Raw genomic sequence first — 21,724 nt, 5'->3', positions numbered from 1 at the left:
ACCGGACCGTTAGCAGCCATCCTTCCTAAGCTTTTTTTCAATTTTTTTTGTGCCTGCGTGAAAGCAGGCGCCCTCCCGTCATATTGACGCAGCTGAGATACCCTAAGTCTCAGGTGAGAGGGCGAGTTTTCGAAGCTTCTGCTCCGTCGTGAGCAACTGCCCGTCTCTTGAGCGGGTTGACCTCGCCAGACATCGAAAATGCGGCAAATTCAGTCGCAACAACAGCTTGGTTCCGGGCACGACACGCCCACCGGCTGCGGCGAGAGGTTGATTTTCAAAACCAAAGACGTAGGCTTAAGGACGTAACACGCGGTCGACAGGCACTCAGCCTCTTACGACAAGGCCCGGTTGCAAGGATGCGGGTCGGCGTGACGCGCCCCGACCGACATCCGAAACCAGTACAAATTGGCAGAACGGTCCGCAGTAGCCGTTTCTGCCCGTCCCGATGAACGCTGCAAGATAAGACTGGGAGGTCTTACTCCATGAAGAAGCTGATCGCTTCCACCATTCTCGCCGCGGGTCTCTACGCAGTTGCGGGCTCTGCCCAGGCTGCCGAGTGCGGCGATGTTTCCATCGCAGAAATGAACTGGGCCTCGGCCGGCGTCGCCGCTTACGTCGACAAGATCATTCTGGAAAACGGCTATGGCTGCAATGTGACCGTCGTGACCGGCGACACCATGCCGACCTTCGCCTCCATGAACGAAAAAGGACAGCCGGACATGGCGCCGGAGTTCTGGGTCAACGCCGTGCGCACCGCGCTCGACGAGGCCATCGCTGAAGGCCGCCTGATCCAGGCTGCACCGCTTCTGTCTGATGGCGGTGTCGAAGGCTGGTGGATCCCGAAGTTCATTGCCGACGAACATCCTGAAATCAAGACGGTGCAGGATGCCCTGGCCCGCCCCGATCTATTCCCGGCTCCGGAAGATCCGTCCAAGGGTGCCGTGACCAACTGCCCGTCCGGCTGGAACTGCCAGGTCTCGACCGCAAATCTTTATCGCGCCCTCGGCGCGCAGGATAAGGGCTTCGAACTGGTTGACACCGGCTCGGCCGCCGGTCTCGACGGCTCGATCGCCAACGCGTTCGAAAACAAGAAGGGCTGGCTCGGATATTACTGGGCTCCGACCGCTATCCTCGGCAAGTACGAGATGGTGAAGCTGTCCTTCGGCGTCGAGCACGACAAGGCGAGCTGGGATGCCTGCACGGCCGTTCCGGACTGCGCCGACCCGAAGGTCAATGCCTATCCGGTTTCCGACGTCTATACCGTCGTGACCAAGGGCTTCTCCGAAAAGGCTGGCGTTGCCATGGACTACGTGAAGACCCGCAAGTGGGACAACGCGACCGTCGGCAAGGTTCTCGCCTGGATGGAAGAAAACCAGGGCACGAACGAAGACGGCGCCAAGCACTTCCTCGAAACCTATCCGGAAATGTGGACCACCTGGGTCGCTCCTGAGGTCGCCGAGAAGGTCAAGGCGGCTCTCTGAGCCTCACTTGAGTTGACAATGCGGCGGGCTCAAAAGCCCGCCGCGCTTTCTGCGAAGCGGCATGCCGCATCACGCCATTGAACGACTCCCGACGTCGCAGACGGCATGAATTCCCTTCCGGAACTCGACTAGCCTCTCTTCTCGGGAACACGGCACCGCCGTCAGGGCTCACTGCAGCGTTGGAAACGCCAAACAAGCGGGGGTCGAAAAGGGGAAAGAGATGGCTTCTAGTCTATGCAATTATTTGCCGGAACTGCTCTGCAGATTTCCGGAGATCGACGACACAGTCATGCGCGGAGTGCGCAAAAGTGTCGACGACAGTTTCAAGGGCTTCGTCCGCGCCTATGGCAACGTGATCGACGCCGTCACCAATCCACTCCAGCTTTTTCTGAACTGGCTCGAAGCCCTGTTCGTCAATACCCCGTGGTTCATCATCCTCGCGGCCATGGTGCTGATCGTCTATCTGACCAGCCGCAACATGCGGATCGTCGCCCTGACGATCATCGGCATGCTGTTCATCGGCTTTGTCGGCCTGTGGGAGGATACGATGGTGACCCTCGCCATCGTGACCGTCTCCACCTTGCTTGCGATTGCAATCGGTATCCCGATCGGCATTCTGATGGCGCGTTCGGACCGGGCGCAGTCGGTGGTCAACCCGATCCTCGACGTCATGCAGACGATGCCAAGTTTCGTCTACCTGATCCCCGTCGTCATGATCTTCGGCATCGGCAAGGTGCCGGGCGTCATCGCCGTCGTCATCTATGCCGTCCCACCGATGATCCGTCTGACCAATCTCGGCATCCGGCTGGTCGACCGTGAAGTTCTGGAAGCGGCCGACGCCTTCGGCTCCTCGCCGCGGCAGAAACTGTTCAACGTGCAGATCCCGCTTGCCCTGCCAACCGTCATGGCCGGCATCAACCAGACCATCATGATGTCGCTTGCCATGGTCGTCGTTGCCTCGATGATCGGTGTCGGTGGTCTCGGCAAGAATGTTCTCCAGGCTATCTCCAACCAGTTCTTGACCATTGGGTTCCTCAACGGCTTTGCACTGGTTGCCATCGCCATCATCTTCGACCGCGCCAGCCAGGCCTATGGCAAGCGCCTTCAGCGCCATACGGAGGTGGTCCATGGCTAGTCACGACATCGAGATCCGCAATCTTTACAAGATCTTCGGACCTGATGGGTCTGCCTTCATCGACCAGGTGAAGGCCGGCATGTCGAAGGCGGAACTGAACGAGACCCATGGCCACGTTCTGGGTCTGAAGGACATCAACATCCAGATGCCCGGTGGCGGCATCACCGTTGTCATGGGTCTTTCCGGCTCCGGCAAGTCCACGCTCATCCGGCATATCAACCGGCTGATCGAGCCGACTTCGGGCGAAGTGCTCTATGACGGCGTCGATGTCTGTCGGATGAACCCGACGGAGCTTCGCGAATTCCGTCGTCACAAGACGGCGATGGTCTTCCAGAAGTTCGCCCTTCTCCCGCACCGGACCGTGCTCGAAAACACCGTCTATGGTCTGGATATCCAGGGAATCCCGCGCTCGAAGAGCGAGGACATCGGCCGTCGCTGGATCGATCGGGTTGGTCTCTCCGGCTTCGAAGGCCATTATCCGAACCAGCTTTCGGGCGGCATGCAGCAGCGTGTCGGGCTTGCCAGAGCCCTCTCGAACGATGCCGACATCCTCCTGATGGACGAGGCCTATTCAGCACTCGACCCGCTGATCCGCGTCGACATGCAGACGGTTCTGCTGGATCTGCAGCAGGAGTTGAAGAAGACCGTGGTCTTCATCACGCACGACCTCGACGAAGCACTGCGTCTCGGCGACAAGATCGCGATCCTGAGGGATGGCGAAGTCATCCAGCAGGGCTCGGGTCAGGAGATCGTGCTGCAGCCGGCCGACGACTACATCTCGGCCTTCGTCAAGGAAGTGAACCGCGGCCGCGTCATCCGGCTGGACACGATCATGGGTCCGGTTTCTGGTCAGAGCGAGGGTCTCACGCTGCCGGGTGCCACCGTGCTCGAGGCCGCCGCACGCATCATGACCGACGCACACCAGTCGAGTGTCCTCGTCACCGATGATGCTGGCGCTCCGATCGGTCGGGTCGACCTGCAGCAGATCATCGCCGCGATGGTCAAGCCCAAGTCGCATGAAGACACGCAGATGGCGGCGGCCTGACGGCGGCTGACTTGTGGTCCCTACTCCCATGCGGCCCCGCCCTCAGCGGGGCCGTTATGGTTTTGGTGATTGAAACCATATAAAGACTTCTTTATATGATCAGCATGACAATCAGAGGAACTTCCATGGCAAGCCCGTCCAATCCGCTTTCCGAACTTCTGGCCGAAAAAGGCGTGCTGCTCGCCGACGGCGCGACCGGGACCAATCTCTTCGCTCAGGGCCTCGAGGCCGGTGAGGCGCCGGAGCTCTGGAACGAGGCTCAGCCGGAAAAGATCGTCAAGCTGCATCAGGATTTCGTCGATGCCGGCGCCGACATCATTCTCACGAATTCCTTCGGTGGCACGCGCCATCGTCTGAAGCTGCACCATGCCGAGAACCGGGTCCATGAGCTGAACAAGAAGGCAGCCGAGATTGCCCGTTCGGTCGCCGACAAGGCGCCGCGCAAGGTGATCGTGGCCGGTTCCGTCGGCCCGACCGGCGAGTTGCTTATCCCGCTTGGCGCCCTCTCCTACGAGGATGCGGTCGCAGCCTTTGTCGAGCAGATGGAAGGCCTGAAGGCCGGTGGTGCCGACGTGGCCTGGATCGAGACCATGTCCTCGCCCGAGGAAATCCGTGCGGCTGCCGAAGCCGCCGTCAAGGTTGGCTTACCCTACACGTTCACCGGTTCGTTCGACACGGCCGGAAAGACGATGATGGGTCTGCACCCGAAGGACATTCACGGCGTTGCCGCCGACATCGGATCCGGACCGCTGGCCGTTGGTGCGAATTGCGGCGTGGGCGCTTCCGACATCCTGCAGAGCCTGCTCGATATGACCGGCGCCAACCCGGAAGCGACCGTGATCGTCAAAGGAAATTGCGGCATTCCGGAATTCCGTGGCTCGGAGATCTTTTATTCGGGCACACCGCCGCTGATGGCGGATTATGCCCGCCTCGCCCGTGACGCCGGCGCGAAGATCATTGGCGGCTGCTGCGGCACGTCGTGCGGCCATCTGGCGGCGATGCGCCAGGCGCTCGACGAATATACGCCGGGTCCCCGCCCCACGCTTGAGGTGATCGTGGAGCGCATCGGGCCGCTGCGCAACAAGACGGCCGATGAGAGCGGAGCCCAGGAAAGCGGTCGCCGCAGCCGTCGTCGCGGCAACTGAGGCAGGACCAATCCACTGAAATGAAAAAGGGCGCCGCAGGGCGCCCTTTCTGTCTCATCGATTTGCTGTTCTATCAGCCGACAAAGGCGCGTTCGATGACGAATTCGGCCGGCTTGTTGTTGGCGCCTTCGGTCAGGCCTGCCTTTTCCAGCAGTTTCTTCGTGTCCTTCAGCATCGCCGTCGAGCCGCAGATCATGCCGCGGTCGATTGCCGGGTCGAGCGGCGGCACCCCGAGATCCGTGAAGAGCTTGCCATTTTCGATCAGGTCAGTGATGCGGCCCTTGAAGGGGAAGTCTTCGCGAGTCACGGTTGCGTAATGCTTCAGCTTGTCGCCGACGATTTCCGCCAGGAATTCGTGGTTCTTGATTTCCTCGACCAGATCGAAGCCGTACTTCAGTTCGGCGACGTCGCGGCAGGTATGGGTGAGGATGACCTCCTCGAACTTCTCATAGGTTTCCGGATCACGGATAAGGCTCGCAAACGGCGCGATACCGGTGCCGGTCGAGAACATGTAGAGGCGCTTGCCCGGGGTCAGTGCATCGAGCACCAGTGTGCCGGTCGGCTTCTTGCGCATCAGCACCTTGTCACCCGGCTGGATGCGCTGCAGGTGCTGGGTCAGCGGGCCGTCCGGAACCTTGATCGAGAAGAATTCGAGTTCCTCATCCCAGGAGGGGCTCGCGATCGAATAGGCGCGGTAGATCGGCTTGCCCTCGACCATCAGCCCGATCATGGCAAACTCGCCGGAGCGGAAGCGGAAGCCGGCAGGACGGGTCATGCGGAAGCGGAACAGGCGATCGGTATAGTGCGTGACGCTCAGAACCGTTTCGGCATAGACGCCCTCGGGCACGATCAGTTCGGCGTTGTCGGTCTTCACAGGAGCATTCATAGGCTGTCGGTCCTATCGTTCAGTCGATTGGGACCAAGCCTATAATCCAGACCGTCCCATTCCACAATTCAGCCGGCATGCGCATTTCGCAGCCGAGATATCCGTTAAAGCGAAGGCGGCAACCTTGACCGAGGTCAATTCGCCGCCCTTCGATAGCGATTTTTATATGTCTCAGGCGCCGGTGGAGCCGAGGCGACGCCAGCTGAAACCGCCGACGACTTCCGAATCTCGGGCCGTCGGCTGATAGCGCTGGGCAACGCCCATGAGACAGTTTTCGGCAAGACGCCGCTGGGCCACCGGGTTGGTGACGGCAAAGCTGTCGAAGCCGGTGCGCAGCATCAGCGGCACCTGGTCGATCAGGACGTCGCCGACGGCGCGCAGTTCGCCGGGATAGCCGAGGCGCTCGCGCAGCAGCGTGGCATGGCTGAAGCCACGGCCGTCATTGAAGGCCGGGAAGGCGACGGCGATCAGCGCGATACGGTCGAGATGTGCCTCGAGCTTTGTCACGTCGTCAGCCGGTGCGATCAGCACGCCGAGACCGACATCGTTGGTTTCGGCGACCGCTTCCAGGAAGGCCTCGAGCGGCAGCAGGGCCTTCTCACCCTCGCCTGCCTTGCGCTCTTCCGTTTCGGTCACCCAGATGTCGCCATCGACGAAACCGGTTTCTTTCCAGATCTTGGTCATACTTCTTCCAGTCTCACGCGGCTTCGACAGAAGCGTTGCCATAAAGCGCGTCCTTGAACGGCTTGGGGCCGACGCGGCGATAGGCTTCGAGGAAGGTTTCCTTCGGGTCGAGGCGCAGGCCGAGATAGGTATCGACGATCGTCTCGACCGCATCGGTTACCTTTTCCGGTTCGAAGCCGCGACCGATGATTTCGCCGATCGAGGAGTTTTCGTCGCCGGACCCGCCCAGCGTGATCTGGTAGAGTTCGGCACCCTTCTTCTCGACGCCGAGCAGGCCGATATGGCCGACATGGTGGTGGCCGCAGGCATTGATACAGCCGGAGATCTTGATCTTGAGCTCGCCGATCTCTTCCTGGCGGGCCTGGGAACCGAAGCGCTCGGAAATCGCCTGGGCCACCGGGATCGAACGGGCATTGGCAAGCGCGCAGTAGTCCAAGCCGGGACAGGCGATCATGTCGGTGATGAGGTTGGAATTGGCGGTCGCGAGGCCGGCCTTTTCCAGCGCCTGATAGAGCGGATAGAGATCACCCTTTGCGACATGCGGCAGGATCAGGTTCTGCTCGTGGCTGACGCGGATCTCGTCGAAGGCATAAGTCTCGGCGAGGTCTGCGACCAGATCCATCTGGGCGTCCGAAGCATCGCCCGGCGTACCGCCGATCGGCTTTAGCGAGATCGTCACCATGGCATAATCCGGGTGGCGATGTTCCTGGACATTGTGGCGCACCCAGGCGGCGAAGGCGGCATCGGCCTTCTGCGCGCGGGCAAGCGCATCCCAACCGTCGGCGCGGGCAGCGAGTGCCGGCGGGGCGAAATAGGTCTCGATGGCGCGGATATCGCCTTCCGGCAGCTTCAGTTCGCTGTCGCGGATCTGGTCGAACTCGGCCTCGACCTGACGGGTCAGTTCCTCGACGCCGGTTTCGTGCACGAGGATCTTGATGCGCGCCTTGTACTTGTTGTCGCGACGGCCGTGCAGATTGTACACGCGCACAATCGCGGTGATGTAGGTCAGGAGATCGGCTTCGGGCAGGAAGTCGCGGATCTTCTTCGCGATCAGCGGCGTGCGGCCCTGGCCACCGCCGACATAGACGGCAAAGCCGAGCTCGCCAGCTTCATTCTTCTTCAGATGCAGGCCGATGTCATGCACCTGGATCGCGGCACGATCCTTCTCGGCGCCGGTGACGGCGATCTTGAACTTGCGCGGCAGAAAGGAGAATTCCGGATGCAGCGAGGACCACTGGCGCAGGATCTCGGCATAGGGACGCGGATCGGCGACTTCATCGGCGGCAGCGCCGGCGAAATGGTCGGAGGTCACATTTCGGATGCAGTTGCCGGAGGTCTGGATGGCATGCATCTCGACGCTTGCGAGATCGGTCAGGATGTCGGGCGTGTCCGAGAGTTTCGGCCAGTTGTACTGGATGTTCTGGCGGGTGGTGAAGTGGCCATAGCCGCGGTCGTATTTGCGGGCGATATGGGCCAGCATGCGCATCTGCTTCGAATTCAGCGTGCCATAGGGAATGGCGACGCGCAGCATATAGGCGTGGAGCTGGAGATAGACGCCGTTCATCAGGCGCAGCGGCTTGAAGGCGTCTTCGGCGAGTTCACCAGAGAGGCGGCGGGCCACCTGGTCGCGGAACTGCTCTACGCGCGCCGATACGAAGGCGTGGTCGAATTCGTCATAACGATACATGTCTTACCTCAAGCCTCAAGCGGCGATGAATGCCGGGTCGGCATAGCCGTGACCCTCGGCATATGCAATGGTCGGGCCTTCCGCACGAATGCGCTCGCGCAGGCGCAAGGGGCGCAGCTTGCCATCCTTTTCCTCGATCTCGATGACATTGACGTCAACGACGAGGTTGCTGGCGAAGGCCTGCTTGCCGGCGGCTTCCAGGGCTTCGACCGCCTCGGCATGGCGGGCGACGAAGGCTTCCTGCAGACGCTCGGTCCACTGGCCATTGGCGTCCAGCCAGACGGCGATGCCGTCGGTCAGGCGGTTTGCTGTGAGAACCTTGTCTACCATCGTCAAATCCTTGCAGTTTCCAGTTCAGCCGAGACATGCGCACCGAGCGGTTCGGAGCGGCTGAAATCGGCGCCGGCGACAGCGTCGCCGATGATGACCATGACCGGGCCGGTCAGCTCCGTGCGAGCCTCCAGTCCCGGCAATTCCTTGAGCGTGCCGTGCATCAGACGGCTGTCACGACGCCCCGCATTCTCGACAACGGCAACCGTCGTGTCCTCGGCGAGGCCGCCCGCCATCAGCCGCTCGGCGACGGAGGCGGCGACCGTGCGACCCATATAGACGGCGACGGTTGCGCCCGATAGCGCGAGCCGCGCCCAATCTGGCAGAACATTACCCTGCAAATCGTGACCGGTCGTGAAGACCAGCGACGAGGACACGCCACGCAGCGTCAGTGGCAGCTCGAAATCCGCGGCGGCGGCGAGTGCCGAGGTCACGCCGGGGACGATCTCGTAAGCAATGCCCGCATCACGAAGGGCGGCCATCTCTTCCCCGGCGCGGCCGAAGACCAAGGGATCGCCCGACTTCAGACGGACGACACGTTTGCCGGCATGGCCGAGCTCGACGAGCAGCGCGTTGATCTGGTCTTGAGACTTCGAATGACAGCCCTTGCGCTTGCCGACCGGGATGCGCTCGGCATCGCGCCGGCCCATATCGACCACCTCGCGCGGGACAAGGGCGTCATAGACGATGACGTCGCATTCCATCATCAGACGATGGGCACGCAGGGTGAGCAGATCTTCGGCGCCCGGGCCGGCGCCGACGAGGAAGACGCGGCCCTCGACACGATCGGCAGCGACGCCCTTCAGAAGACGGGTGGCTTCGCGACGGGCAAGGCTGATCTCATCCACCTCGACGTGGTCGGCGACCTTGCCCTTGAAGAAGTCGCGCCAGAACAAGCGGCGCGGTGCGCCACGGGGCACGAGACGATCAACGGCACGGCGATAGGAATTGGCAAGGCGCCCGAGCTTGCCGAGCGAGCGCGGCAGCAGACGGTCGATATCGGCGCGGATCATCTGGGCGAGGACCGGGCCAACGCCTTCCGTGCCGATGGCAACGGCGATCGGGGCGCGATTAACCAGAGCCGGCGTGTAGAAATCGCAAAAGTCAGGCTGATCCACGGCATTGGCCGGGATCCGGGCGGCACGGGCGGCCGCGACGATCTCGCGGTCGAGAGCGCCCTCGCCCGTTGCGGCAAAGACCAGCTTCGCCCCTTGAACCTGTGACGGCTCGAATGGCTCGGCAATCTGCTCGATGGCGTTCGCTGCGAGGAAGGCGGCGTAATCGGCTTCCGGGGCATCGGCATAGGCGACGATGCGGGCCTCGGTGTTCTTCAGCAGGCGCGCCTTGGCATAGGCCTCGTCACCGTTTCCGAAAACGGCGGCGACCTCGTTCTCGACCTTGAAGAAGGCCGGAAAGACCGAAAGCTGCTTGTCCTGCTGTGTCATGAATCATCCGTTGCCAGTTGACCGCATCATCGCGTCACGGGCCTAATAATTGAAGAAACAGGAATCCCTTCGCTCCGCACCTTGCGTATTTCTGTCCTAGTCCCCTCGCCGATGCGAGCAAAAGTCACCGATTGCCATTCGCATCGCCTTGCTTGCCAAAACCGTTGGCGCTGCAAAAAGTTGGAGACAGACCATCATTTCACTTTCGGGCGCAAGTCGGCAAGCCTAGGATTGCGGTGCACACATAGGCCGGAGCGCTCACCTTGACCACACCCGAACTCACCCGTCGATTGCTCGACGTGATCGAACACGACATTCTGCCGCTAACGGCCAGGGGCGTGGCTGCCGGCAACAAGGTGTTCGGGGCGGCAATCCTGCGAAAATCGGATCTGTCGCTCGTTCTGGCAGAGACCAATAATGAGCTGGAAAACCCGCTCTGGCATGGCGAAGTGCACACGCTGAAGCGGTTTTACGAGCAGGGTGAGCGGCCCAACACCAAGGATCTGATCTTCCTGTCGACACATGAACCCTGCACCATGTGCATGTCGGCGATCACTTGGGCGGGCTTCGACAATTTCTACTATTTCTTCAGCCATGAAGACAGCCGCGATGCCTTTGCCATCCCGCATGACCTGAAGATCCTCAAGGAGGTCTTCGGTCTGGAGCCCGGTGGCTACCGTCGGCAGAACGCCTTCTGGCTAAGCCATGCGATGATCGAGATGGTCGCCTCGGCAGACGATGCCGAACGGCCCGCTCTCTTCGAACAGGTGAGCCGGATCAAGGCGGAATATGACCGCCTCTCGGAAGCCTATCAGTCGTCCAAGGGCGACAACGACATTCCGCTCAACTGAGCAGCAGACGAGATCAGCATGGAAGCCTCGACCGATATCAACCGCCTGCTCGAGATCATGGCGGCGCTGCGTCAACCCGAGACCGGTTGCCCCTGGGACATCGTCCAGACCTTCGAGACGATCAAGCCCTATACGATCGAGGAGGCCTATGAGGTGGCCGACGCAATCGAGCGCAAGGATCCGGACGATCTCTGCGAGGAACTGGGGGATCTCTTGCTGCAGGTGGTTTTCCATGCCCGCATCGCCGAAGAAGAAGGCCTCTTCACGTTCGGCGACGTGGTCGAGGCAATCACCCGCAAAATGATCCGCCGTCACCCGCATGTCTTTGCCCGCTCCGATGCCGACACGCCGGAGGCGGTGAAGGCCCAGTGGGACAAGATCAAGCAGCAGGAAAAGGCCGAACGTCTCGCACGCCGCGCCGCCCGTGGCTCGGCGGCTGATCCCGACATCGGCTATCTCGGCTCAGTGCAGCGCTCCTTCCCGGCACTCACCGAAGCGCTGAAGCTGCAGGAGCGCGCGGCGAAGGTCGGCTTCGACTGGTCGGAGGCGGCCCCCATCCTCGACAAAATCGAGGAGGAAATCGGCGAATTGCGCGAGGCGCTGGCCGAGAACAGGCCGGACAAGGTGAAGGACGAACTGGGCGACCTGATCTTTGCGCTGGTGAATATCGGCCGGCATGTGGGGGCAGAACCGGAGCAGGCCCTGCGCGGGACGAATACCAAGTTCCGGAATCGATTCAGCTATATAGAGACATCTCTTGAAGCGTCAGGTGAGACCTTGCTGGGGGCATCGTTGGAGCGGATGGAGGAGCTCTGGCAGGCGGCGAAGGGGAAAGTGTAGCTCTCGCGGGCTCGGCACCGAATTTCGCTGCCAGTCTTGCTGCCCCATTCAATCGAGCGCCGCAGGTGAGCGGGTGCACCCGGAAGCTGCTCACGTGCTTGTGCAAAGCAGTTCCGTCACACATCGGTTCTGGCCAGCGGCGCAGCACTCCAGATGCCTGGCGGTTGCAGTGCATCTGCAGAGTGTCCCGAACAGTCGCTGGAAAACTGCTCCGTGCCAGGGGCAGCCGGGCGTCGCCAAGGGATTGCCGACGATCTCGAGCCTGACGCGCGGCTTGGTCCAGTCCATCACCCTGCCGCGAAAGACGCCGCTGCCGGCAAAGGTCCAGGCATGGCGGGAAACGGCCGAGACGAGAAGGCGCGAGGCGAGCGCCGGGTGCAGCTTCGGTAACGTCTTTCGTGCGAGCGGCGGGATGCGGTGATCGAGAATGTAATGGGCGGTACGATAGCCGGCCTCGGCCAGCACACGATCGGCCTCGGCCGGCGGCAACATCGCCCGGATCGCGGTAAAGAGCGCCACTGGTTCGCGCTCGTCGACCATAGACGTTGGCGGCGCCGCAAGATGGCGCCCAAGGCCGGCGGCTTCGAAGATCAGCCGCGCGGCTCCCACGCCGTAAAGTGCCGACAGCGCCTGCCCCGTCTGGATGACGGCGTTCGGTCCGATGCGCGCCGGCGATGGTGACGCTACCGCATCCCCGGCGCTTCCGTGCCCGAGGATCCTGCCGATGCCCTGATTAGACATGGGCATCGTGGCTCGCCGGCCCGCCACCGCAGGCCATGACGGGGGTGCGGGCCTCTTCCGCCTCACCGGCCTTGCGGGCACGCAGCTGGCTTGCGCGATCGGAGGCTGCCTGCCAGTCGGCCATCTGGGCCGGCGCAATCTTGCGGCTCATGTCGAAGCCGAAATCGACCTTTTCCTTCGATTGCGGTCCCCAATAATTGTGCTTGCCGAGATCGTAGAACTTGCGCTCGAAGCCGGCCTTCAAGAAGGCCTTGAGGCAGCCGAGCAGATAGCGGCGGCGAAACCCTTTGCCGCGCCAGGGATAATGGAAGAGCGCCTTGATCATATAGAAACGGCGGTAGTTGTTCATGACGCGGTCGAGCAGTTCGGCGCGGTCCATGGCATCCGGCTTCATGATCGGCGTGACGAAATTGTATTTCGAAAAGTCGAAGATTTCGACCTTGTCGCCCAGTTCCTGGAAAAGCGGCGAGAAGGGCCAGGGCGTGTACATGGCCCAGTTGGCGAGATCCGGGTTCCAGTCGCGGGCCATGCGATAGGTTTCCTCCAGCGTCTCCGCCGTCTCGTTTTCGAGGCCAACGATGAACTGCGCCTCGGTGAAGATGTCGGCTTCGCGGAGGAGACGGATCGCCTTCTTGTTCTCGGCGACCTTGGTTTCCTTGTTGAAGCGGTCGAGCTTCAGCTGGGCGGCAGCTTCCGTGCCGAGCGAGACATGCACGAGGCCGGCCTTGCGATAGAGGGCCAGATATTCCTCGTCCCGGATAATGTCGGTGACGCGGGTGTTGATGCCCCATTTGACCTTGTCCGGCAGGCCGCGGGCGATGAGCTCCTCGCAGAAGGCGATGAACTTCTTGCGGTTGATGGTGGGCTCCTCGTCGGCGAGGATGAAGAAGCCGACCTGGTGGTCGTTGACCAGTTTCTCGATCTCGTCGACCACCTTCTTCGGATCACGGATGCGATAGTCCCGCCAGAACTTCCACTGCGAGCAAAACGAGCAGGTGAAGGGGCAGCCGCGCGCCATGTTGGGGATCGCGACGCGGACGCCAAGCGGCACGTAGATGTATTTCTCCCATTCGAGCAGCGTCCAGTCCGGCTCGACAGCATCGAAATTCTTGACGGTGGGAGCCGCAGGTGTCGCGATGATCTTGCCGTCGTCGGTGATGTAGGCAAGACCCTTAATGCCCGCCCTCGCCTGCTTCCAGTTGCCGGCGGCAAAGGCCCTGACCAGTTCGACGATGATCTCCTCGCCCTCGCCCCGCGCGATCACATCGATGTACGGGGCTTCGGTCAGAACCTGCTGATACATGAAGGTCGCATGCACGCCGCCAAGCACGCGCAGCGCCTGAGGGCAAACCTCCTTCGCGATCTCCAGGCACCGTTCGGCCATGTAGATCGAGGGCGTGATCGCCGTGCAGCCGATGACATCAGGCTGCAGTTCGCGCAGACGATCACGGAGCGCGTCTTCCGTGAGGTCATTGGTCATGGCATCGACGAAATGGACGTCGGTATAACCCGCCTGCTTCAGCGCGCCGGCAAGATAGGCGACCCAGGCAGGCGGCCAGTTGCCGGCAATCTCGGCGCCGCCGGAATGATAGTTCGGATGGATGAAGACGACGCGCATGACCACCTCCCATGTGTGTAAACTAAAGTTGACACACATGATCGGGCGATCAGTTGACCTGGATCAAGAGCGCGACGGGTGGAGCGATCAGCGCTCCCAGTCTTCCTTCGGCAGGGGCTTCGGTCCGCCAAGCTTGCGTTCGAGCTCATTGGCCTGGCGGTCGGTCAGGCGAACGTCGAGGCTGACGGAGCCATCCTCGTGATCTTCGCGATCATCAACGATGCCGTTTTCATAGAGCCAGGAAATGACGGACTGCTTGTCGGCGGGAATGGTGATCGTCGCCTCAGTCAGCACGCCCGAAAGACGCTGCGAGATCACGTCGAGAAGCGTGTCCACGCCCTCGCCGCTGATGGCCGAAACCGGCAAGACGTTTTCGCGACCCGCGGCCTTTTGGAGGATGCCGTCGTGGGTTTCAGGATCCAGCCGGTCGATCTTGTTCCAGACTTCGAGAATGCGCTCGGCGCGTTCCTTCTCGTGGATGCCGAGGTCATCGAGGATGCGCAGAACATCTGCCGACTGGGCGCCGTTGTCCGGGTCCGACATGTCACGCACATGCAGGATCAGGTCCGCTTCGAGAACCTCTTCCAGCGTCGCGCGGAAGGCGGCGACGAGGTGGGTGGGCAGGTCGGAGATGAAGCCGACGGTGTCCGACATGATCACCGTGCGTCCATGCGGCAGCTTCATCCGACGCAGCGTCGGATCGAGCGTGGCGAACAGCATGTCTTCGGCCAGCACGCCCGCACCGGTGATGCGGTTGAAGAGCGTCGACTTGCCGGCATTGGTATAGCCAACCAGTGCCACGATCGGATGCGGCACCTTGCGGCGCTTGGCGCGGTGAAGCTGGCGGGTGCGCACGACCTGTTCCAGCTCGCGCTCGAGCTTGACGATCTTGTCCTGCAGGAGCCGTCGGTCGGCTTCGATCTGCGTTTCACCCGGGCCACCCATGAAGCCCGCACCGCCGCGCTGGCGCTCGAGGTGCGTCCAGGAGCGGACCAGACGGCCCTTCTGGTAGTTCAGATGCGCGAGGTCGACCTGCAGCGTGCCTTCCTTGGTGGAGGCGCGACGGCCGAAGATTTCCAGGATGAGGCCCGTGCGGTCGATGACCTTGGCGCCCCATTCCTTTTCCAGATTGCGTTGCTGCACCGGCGTCAGCGGATGATCGACGATGACGAGGCCCGCATCATGCTCGTCGAGCAGTGCCTTCACTTCCGCAATCTTGCCGGAGCCCATCAGCGTTGCCGGACGCGGCTGGTTCACCTGGACGATGAGCCCCTGCACAATGGTCAGATCGATCGCGCGTGCCAGGCCAATCGCCTCTTCGAGGCGTGCTTCGTTCGACCGGCCGGGGGCCGGCGGCGCGCCTTCCGGAAGAGGCTGGGGCTTCGTCTGCTTCAGCACCGGCACGAGCACAAGCGCCCGCATGTCATCCCGGCGCTTTTCGTCCTCCGGGATGATCGATTCGTTCTTTGTATCGCGGCTGGTGATGATGTCAGTCCTGTCCGGAAGCGGTGTCTTCGCTCTCGAACATCGTCATCGGCTGGCCGGGCATGATGGTCGAGATGGCGTGCTTGTAGACCAGCTGGGAATGGCCGTCGCGACGCAGGAGAACACAGAAATTGTCGAAGGATGTCACAACACCGGTCAGCTTAACGCCGTTGATCAGGAAGATCGTCAGCGAAATCTTCTGCTTTCTGACTGTGTTGAGGAAAAGATCCTGCAGATTCTGAGAACGTTCCGCCATGGCGCCGCTTCTTTCTTTTTTGCCGGCCCTTTTCGACCGGTATGATTATTGTTTGACAGCTGATCAGCTTAGGCAAATGGCCCCTCGCCCCCCTGCCGAAAAAACGTGGTATCAAATCACCGTCTTTTCCGCAACGTCGAAAAAGGTCGAACGGATGCGTTCAGCCATGGCGCCGGGATGACCGTTTGCGATCGGAAGCCCGTCGATTTCCACGATCGGGAAGCAAATGCTGGTTGCAGCGGTGATGAAGACTTCCCGTGCGGCCAGCATCTCCTCGCGGGAGAACTCCCGCTCCTCGACGGTGATCCCAAGTTTGGCCGCAACATCCATCAAACCGGTGCGGGTGATTCCGCGAAGAATGCCGTGTTCCGCCGGTCGGGTGACGAGCATGCCGTCCTTGTCGACGATCCACACATTGGTGGCGGCACCTTCGGTGACCATGCCCCGCGCATCCACATAGATCGCTTCCTGGGCGCCCTTCTCCTTTGCGGCCTGGCGCGCCATGGCATTCGGCAACAGGCCGACCGTCTTGATGTCGACCCGATCCCAGCGATTGTCCGGCAGGGTGATTGCCTTCAGTCCGGTTTCGTTCTTCTTCGCGATGATCGCAGGGTCGGTGATCTTTGCGGTGATCACCAAACTCGGCGGCGTGTCGTCCGAAGGGAAGACGTGATCGCGGCGCGCGACGCCCCGGGTCACCTGCAGGTAGAAGAGGCCGTTCCTGACGCGGTTGCGGCGGGCCACCTCGCGGATCACCTGCGTGAGTGCGGCGCGGCTCATCGGCTGTTTCATCGCCAGTTCCGACAAAGAGCGGTCGAGCCGATCGAGATGGCGCGTCAGGTCGACGATCACGCCATGGCGGATCTCGCAGACCTCATAGACCCCGTCGGCGAACTGATAGCCGCGATCCTCGATATGCACCGCAGCCTGAGAGTGCGGCAGGTAACGACCGTTGACATAGGCGATGCGGGGCATGGAAACGAAAACCTTCAGAAATACTGGATCGAGACGCGGAAGAGCTGCTCGACATGGCGTACGGCATCTGCTGCGGCAAAGAGGACAACGCGATCCTTGGCCTTGATCTTGGTGTCGCCATAGGGACGGATCACGGTCTTGTCGCGCAGGATGGCGCCGATGCGCAGGCCCGGCGGGAGCTCGAGTTCGCGGAAGGGCTTGCCGACCAGCGGCGAAGTTTCCAGCGCTTCTGCCTCGATCACCTCGGCCTTGCCCTTCTGCACGGCATAGACCGCGCGGATGCGGCCCTTGCGGACATGCTGCAAGACGCGGGAAATGGTCACGGCGCGCGGGTTGATATGGGCGTCGATGCCGATCGAGGTTGCAAGCTCGTGGAAGGACGGGCTGTTGATCAGCGCCATGCCCGACTTGCAGCCGAGGCGCTTGGCCATGGCAGCACTCAGGATGTTCGTCTGGTCGTTGTTGGTGAGCGTCACCATCAGATCCGCATCCTGGATGTCGGCCTGCTGAAGGATGTTCTGGTCGAGCGCCGAGCCATGCAGCACGATGCCGTCCTTCAACTGATCGGAGACGGCAAGCGCCCGTTCCCGATCGTTCTCTATGATCTTCAGCCTGGTCTTGGGCTGCATCTCCTCGATGGCGCGCGCGACGTAATAGCCTATATTGCCCCCACCGGCGATGATGATGCGCCCGGCTTCCTGCTCCTCATGGCCAAAGAGGCCGAGGGTACGGCGGGCGTGATCGCGCTGGCAGATGACGTAAGCGAGATCGCCGACCTGCAGGTGATCCTGTGAGCGGGCGACGTTCAGCCGGCCGTTGCGATAGATCGCGCAGACGGTTGCCATCAGGTCGGGGAACAGCTCGCTCAACTGATTCAGCGGCGTGTCGACGACCGGGCAGTCCTCCATGCATTCGATCGCGAGCATGGCGATGTGATCATCGGCGAAGCGCACGATGTCGGTCGCACCGGGGAAGGAGATGCGACGCAGCACCATCTTGCCGACCTCGATTTCGGGCGAGATGGTGACGTCGATCGGCAGATTGTCGCGGCTGAAGAGATCGGAATATTCCGGTCGCAGATAGTTCTGCGAGCGAATGCGGGCGATCTTTGTCGGCACGTTGAAGAGCGAATGCGCCACCTGGCAGGCGGTCATGTTGATCTCGTCATAGAGCGTGACGGCGATCAGCATTTCCGCCTGGTCGGCGCCCGCACGGGCCAGCACGTCGGGATGGGCGCCATGGCCGACATAACCGCTGACATCGAGCGTCTCGGTGATGTGCGAGACGAGGGAGGCCGAGGTATCGATGACCGAGACGTCGTTGCCCTCCTGGGAGAGCCGCTCGGCAATACCGTAACCGACCTGACCCGCGCCGCAGATGATGACTTTCATGCTATGCTTCCTGCCCCAGGATCGGTTCTACCGGACTCGCTTCGACCGCTTATACGCCAAGCGACTTCAGTTTGCGATGGAGGGCGGAGCGCTCCATGCCGACGAATTCCGCGGTGCGCGAAATGTTGCCACCGAAGCGGTTGATCTGGGCGATGAGATAGTCCCGTTCGAACATTTCACGCGCCTCGCGCAGCGGCAGCGTCATGATATGCGTATCGTTGCGAGCGGAGACCTTCGGCAGCATGTCTGAAAGATCCTGCGGCAGCATTTCGGCCGTGATCGGCGCTTCGGGGCTGTCACCCTGAGCAAGGATCATCAGGCGTTCGATATTGTTGCGCAGCTGACGGATGTTGCCGGGCCAGTCATTGGCCTGGAGGACCGCCATGGCATCTTCGCCGATCTTGCGCTGGCGGATGCCGGCCTGCTCGGAGACCTGGCGCATGAACATGTCGACGAGGAAGGGGATATCCTCGCGGCGTTCGGCCAGTGCCGGCACCTTGACCGGGACAACGGCGAGGCGATGGAAAAGATCCTCCCGGAAGCGGCCTTCGGCAATCAGGCTTTCGAGATTGTAGGCGCTGGAGGAGATGATGCGGACATCGACCTTCACGCGCTTGGAGCCACCGACACGTTCGAACTGCTGTTCGACGAGCACGCGGAGGATCTTGTTCTGCGTTTCGCGCGGCATTTCGCCGATCTCGTCGAGGTAGAGAATACCCCGATGGGCCTCTTCCAGAGCCCCGATTCGCCGCGGCTGGCCGGGCGTGCCCTCGGTGCCGAACAGCGCCATCTCCATACGGTCCGGGGTGATGGCCGCAGCATTCAGCGAAACAAACGGCCCGGCCGAGCGCGAGGACCGCTTATGGATCATGCGCGCCACCAATTCCTTGCCGGAACCGGAGGGGCCAAAGATCATGATGCGGCTGTTCGTCGGCGCGACCTTTTCGATCGTCTGGCGCAGCTGCGAGACGGCAACCGAGGTTCCGATCAGTTCGATCGCATCACCGGTGCGGCGCTTGAGTTCCGACACCTCGCGCTTCAGCTTGGAGTTTTCCAGCGCGCGCTCGGCAATCAGGATGAGCCGGTCGGCCTTGAAGGGCTTCTCGATGAAATCAAAGGCGCCGCGCTTGATCGCGGAAACCGCCGTCTCGATGTTGCCGTGACCGGAAATCATCACCACGGGCAGGTCCGGATGGCGGGCCTTGATTTCGTCGAGCAGCGAGAGGCCGTCGAGACGGCTGCCCTGCATCCAGATATCGAGAAAGACTAGGCGCGGCACGCGGTCGGAAATGGCTGCGAGCGCGCTGTCTGCGTCGTGGGCCGTGCGGGTCTCATGGCCTTCATCGCTCAGAATGCCAGATACGATCTCGCGGATGTCCTCTTCGTCGTCGACTACAAGAATGTCAGAGGCCATGGACTACTTCCTTATCGCTTTCCGTGAGCATGGCGGGGGCGTCTGAGCGCGGCAGGATGATGCGGATCATCGCACCCCTGCCCCGGTCGAAATCGGCCGGCGCGTCGTGCAGCTCGAGCTGCCCGCCATGCTCTTCAATGATCTTCTTGACGATGGCGAGACCGAGCCCGGTGCCTTTCTCCCGCATCGTCATATAGGGTTCGAGGATGCGGTGCCGGTTCTCCGTCGGCAGACCGCGGCCGTTGTCGATGACATCGACCGTGAAACGGTCGAGCTCGGGATCGAAACTGGAGCGGACGAGGATCTTGCCCTGCCCGCCGAGCTCCTCCTTCGGTACGGCTTCGATGGATTCCACCGCATTCTTGACGATGTTACCGACCGCCTGGGCCAGCATACGCGCGTCGAAGCTGCCTTCCAGCGGCTCGTCGCCGAAGCTGCGCTGAAACTCGATCTCGGCGCTGCCGATTTCCCGCAGGAAGACGGCATCCGTCAGGATTTCCCGCAGATCCGAGCGCTGCTTCGTCGGCTTCGGCATGCGGGCGAAGGCGGAGAACTCGTCGACCATACGGCCGATATCTTCGACCTGGCGCACGATGGTATCCGTGCACTGGTTGAAGACGGCCTTGTCGTCTTCGGCGATCTGCTTGCCGTAACGACGCTTCAGGCGCTCTGCCGATAGCTGGATCGGGGTCAGCGGGTTCTTGATCTCGTGTGCGATGCGGCGCGCCACATCGGCCCAGGCCGTCGAGCGCTGAGCAACGACCAGATCGGTGATGTCGTCGAGCGTGATGACATAGGAATCGACTGAGCCACGCGTCTCTTCGCGGGTCACCTGGACATTCAGGGTCCGCTCCTTGCCGCCGCGTATCATGTTGATCTGCTGGCGATATTCACCGCGATGACGCACGGCCGCTTCGGCGAGCACGCCGTCGACTTCAGGCGCCACGAGAGCCAGCTTCTGCCCCATCAACTGCTCGCCGGCCAGGCCAAGGAAGTATTCCGCTGAAGGATTGACGATCGTGATGATGCCGTCGTCCTCGACGCCGATGACTGCGGCTGTGACGCCAGAAAGCACGGCTTCGATGAAGCGACGGCGGTCATCGACCTCGTCCTTCGCTTCCAGGATCTCGTCGCGCTGCGAGCGGATCTGGGAGACCATCTTGTTGAAGGTGCGCGACAGACTGCCGACGTCGCCATCGGCAGCGCGAACCGGCACGAGAACATTCAGGTTACCCGAGGCAATGCTGTCGGCTGCCCCGATGAGCAGCCGGATCGGCCTCACGATCCGGTCGGCCACCGCGATCGCGGTCCAGATGGCAGCGAGCAGCACGATCAGCGCAAAGCCGAGATAAAGGATGGCGAAGGCGATCTGCAGCGTGGTGCGGCCGTCTTCCATTGCCTGATATTCGGCGGTGTTTTCTTCCATCTGACGCATCGCCTGCATGACCTTCGGGTCAACGGCGCGGATGGTGTAGAGGAAGGTGCCGGAAATGCTTTCCAGCTTGATGATTGCGCCGACCAGGTTGGTGACACCCGGAGGAATGAGCGTCGGCTGGCCGGCGGCGGCACTCGCAAGCGCATCGCGCGGAATGGCCGGAAGCGGCTTTTCGGTGTCGATATCCGCCTGGGTGATCGCGGACCCGTCTTCCCGCACCAGGAAGGCACCGAGCATGCCGCGTCCCCGCGCCTGACGGGTCATCAGTTCCACGAAACCCTTGCGGTCGAGATAAAAGAGAGCTCGATTGCGCTCCAGGTCGTTGGCCATCGAGATCGTCTGGCCCTGCAGATAGCTCGCGTTCTCCAGCATATAGGCCTGGGCGACATTCATGGACGACGACACGATCGACTGGGTGCGCAGCGAGAACCAGCGGTCCAAACCGACATTCAGCGTGATCGAGGCAAAGATCGCGACGAGGATCGCCGGCGTGATGGCGATGACAGAGAAGAGCGCGACGATCCGAACATGCAGGCGCGCTGCGGCGCGACCACGATTGCGCGCCTTGAAGAGCCGCATGACCTCCCGACCGATCAGGAACATCAGGCCGACGATGAACATCGAATTGATGACGGCAGAGGCAATCAGCACACGCGAGGTCGGCTCGATCGGCGTCAGCCCGAGCAGAATCGGCAGCGTCAAGGATGCGCAGAGCAGCGCGCCGCCCGCCAGCAGCAGACCGGGCAACGCAAACGACGCCCGGCGGTCATGCGCCAGCGCTGTATCGACGTCGGTAACGGAGGTCTTCCTCACGCGTGCCATCATTTCCCCCGGATCCGCGCAATCGGATCTCATTGACGCGGCAACCTTGCGGCAGCCG

At 61.9% G+C, this 21,724-nt stretch carries 19 protein-coding genes; 6 read left to right on the top strand and 13 right to left on the bottom strand.

What is annotated here, in order from left to right:
- Positions 1-482 precede the first annotated feature (482 nt).
- The 4 genes from M1E12_RS07800 (at position 483) to bmt (ending at position 4,806) form a co-directional block, all read left to right on the top strand.
- Positions 483-1,481, top strand: coding sequence for an ABC transporter substrate-binding protein (locus M1E12_RS07800; protein WP_479564275.1), 999 nt, complete (start codon positions 483-485; stop codon positions 1,479-1,481).
- 220 nt (positions 1,482-1,701) lie between these two features.
- Complete coding sequence (locus M1E12_RS07795) at positions 1,702-2,616, top strand: ABC transporter permease (protein ID WP_310238954.1); 915 nt, start codon at positions 1,702-1,704, stop codon at positions 2,614-2,616.
- Positions 2,609-3,661 (top strand): quaternary amine ABC transporter ATP-binding protein, encoded by a 1,053-nt coding sequence (locus M1E12_RS07790; protein WP_479564274.1) that lies wholly within the window; start codon positions 2,609-2,611, stop codon positions 3,659-3,661. Before M1E12_RS07795 ends, M1E12_RS07790 begins: the two co-directional genes overlap by 8 nt.
- Positions 3,662-3,786: 125 nt before the next feature.
- The gene (bmt, locus tag M1E12_RS07785) at positions 3,787-4,806 is read left to right on the top strand and encodes a betaine--homocysteine S-methyltransferase (protein WP_479564273.1); all 1,020 of its coding nucleotides are present in this window, start codon (positions 3,787-3,789) and stop codon (positions 4,804-4,806) included.
- A gap of 73 nt (positions 4,807-4,879) precedes the next feature.
- On the opposite strand, the gene M1E12_RS07780 is transcribed toward bmt, so the two are convergent.
- From M1E12_RS07780 to cysG, 5 genes are all read right to left on the bottom strand, one after another.
- Positions 4,880-5,692: a ferredoxin--NADP reductase gene (locus M1E12_RS07780; protein ID WP_479564272.1), complete on the bottom strand. Its 813-nt coding sequence runs from the start codon at positions 5,690-5,692 to the stop codon at positions 4,880-4,882.
- 171 nt (positions 5,693-5,863) lie between these two features.
- The gene (locus M1E12_RS07775) at positions 5,864-6,376 is read right to left on the bottom strand and encodes a DUF934 domain-containing protein (protein ID WP_479564271.1); all 513 of its coding nucleotides are present in this window, start codon (positions 6,374-6,376) and stop codon (positions 5,864-5,866) included.
- A gap of 13 nt (positions 6,377-6,389) precedes the next feature.
- Entirely contained in the window at positions 6,390-8,063 is a 1,674-nt protein-coding gene (locus M1E12_RS07770; protein ID WP_479564270.1) for a nitrite/sulfite reductase, read from the bottom strand.
- Between the two features lie 15 nt (positions 8,064-8,078).
- Positions 8,079-8,393, bottom strand: coding sequence for a DUF2849 domain-containing protein (locus tag M1E12_RS07765; RefSeq protein WP_136540786.1), 315 nt, complete (start codon positions 8,391-8,393; stop codon positions 8,079-8,081).
- A 2-nt stretch (positions 8,394-8,395) separates the two neighbouring features.
- The gene (gene cysG / locus M1E12_RS07760) at positions 8,396-9,838 is read right to left on the bottom strand and encodes a siroheme synthase CysG (RefSeq protein WP_479564269.1); all 1,443 of its coding nucleotides are present in this window, start codon (positions 9,836-9,838) and stop codon (positions 8,396-8,398) included.
- 263 nt (positions 9,839-10,101) lie between these two features.
- Here cysG and M1E12_RS07755 point away from each other — a divergent pair, with 263 nt between their 5' ends.
- On the top strand, positions 10,102-10,689 hold the full coding sequence (locus M1E12_RS07755) for a deaminase (protein ID WP_479564268.1): 588 nt from the start codon (positions 10,102-10,104) through the stop codon (positions 10,687-10,689).
- Positions 10,690-10,707: 18 nt separating this feature from the next.
- The gene (gene mazG, locus M1E12_RS07750; RefSeq protein ID WP_479564267.1) at positions 10,708-11,529 is read left to right on the top strand and encodes a nucleoside triphosphate pyrophosphohydrolase; all 822 of its coding nucleotides are present in this window, start codon (positions 10,708-10,710) and stop codon (positions 11,527-11,529) included.
- Between the two features lie 90 nt (positions 11,530-11,619).
- On the opposite strand, the gene bchJ is transcribed toward mazG, so the two are convergent.
- The 8 genes from bchJ to M1E12_RS07710 form a co-directional block, all read right to left on the bottom strand.
- Positions 11,620-12,276, bottom strand: a complete 657-nt coding sequence (gene bchJ, locus M1E12_RS07745; RefSeq protein WP_479564266.1) for a bacteriochlorophyll 4-vinyl reductase — start codon at positions 12,274-12,276, stop codon at positions 11,620-11,622.
- Complete coding sequence (gene bchE, locus M1E12_RS07740; RefSeq protein ID WP_479564265.1) at positions 12,263-13,888, bottom strand: magnesium-protoporphyrin IX monomethyl ester anaerobic oxidative cyclase; 1,626 nt, start codon at positions 13,886-13,888, stop codon at positions 12,263-12,265. Before bchE ends, bchJ begins: the two co-directional genes overlap by 14 nt.
- 87 nt (positions 13,889-13,975) lie before the next feature.
- Positions 13,976-15,310, bottom strand: coding sequence for a GTPase HflX (hflX, locus tag M1E12_RS07735; protein ID WP_479564264.1), 1,335 nt, complete (start codon positions 15,308-15,310; stop codon positions 13,976-13,978).
- Positions 15,311-15,377: 67 nt separating this feature from the next.
- Complete coding sequence (gene hfq, locus M1E12_RS07730) at positions 15,378-15,629, bottom strand: RNA chaperone Hfq (protein WP_113461301.1); 252 nt, start codon at positions 15,627-15,629, stop codon at positions 15,378-15,380.
- Positions 15,630-15,740: 111 nt separating this feature from the next.
- Positions 15,741-16,604, bottom strand: a complete 864-nt coding sequence (locus tag M1E12_RS07725) for a D-amino-acid transaminase (protein ID WP_479564263.1) — start codon at positions 16,602-16,604, stop codon at positions 15,741-15,743.
- Between the two features lie 14 nt (positions 16,605-16,618).
- Positions 16,619-17,995 (bottom strand): Trk system potassium transporter TrkA, encoded by a 1,377-nt coding sequence (gene trkA / locus M1E12_RS07720; RefSeq protein WP_113461299.1) that lies wholly within the window; start codon positions 17,993-17,995, stop codon positions 16,619-16,621.
- A 49-nt stretch (positions 17,996-18,044) separates the two neighbouring features.
- Positions 18,045-19,409: a nitrogen assimilation response regulator NtrX gene (gene ntrX / locus M1E12_RS07715; RefSeq protein WP_136540770.1), complete on the bottom strand. Its 1,365-nt coding sequence runs from the start codon at positions 19,407-19,409 to the stop codon at positions 18,045-18,047.
- Positions 19,399-21,666, bottom strand: a complete 2,268-nt coding sequence (locus M1E12_RS07710; RefSeq protein ID WP_479564853.1) for a sensor histidine kinase NtrY-like — start codon at positions 21,664-21,666, stop codon at positions 19,399-19,401. The genes ntrX and M1E12_RS07710 overlap by 11 nt, the downstream gene beginning before the upstream one ends.
- Positions 21,667-21,724: the final 58 nt, after the last annotated feature.

The organism is Rhizobium sp. K33 (genome assembly GCF_056501445.1).
This window is presented reverse-complemented; position numbering and strand designations above follow the sequence as displayed.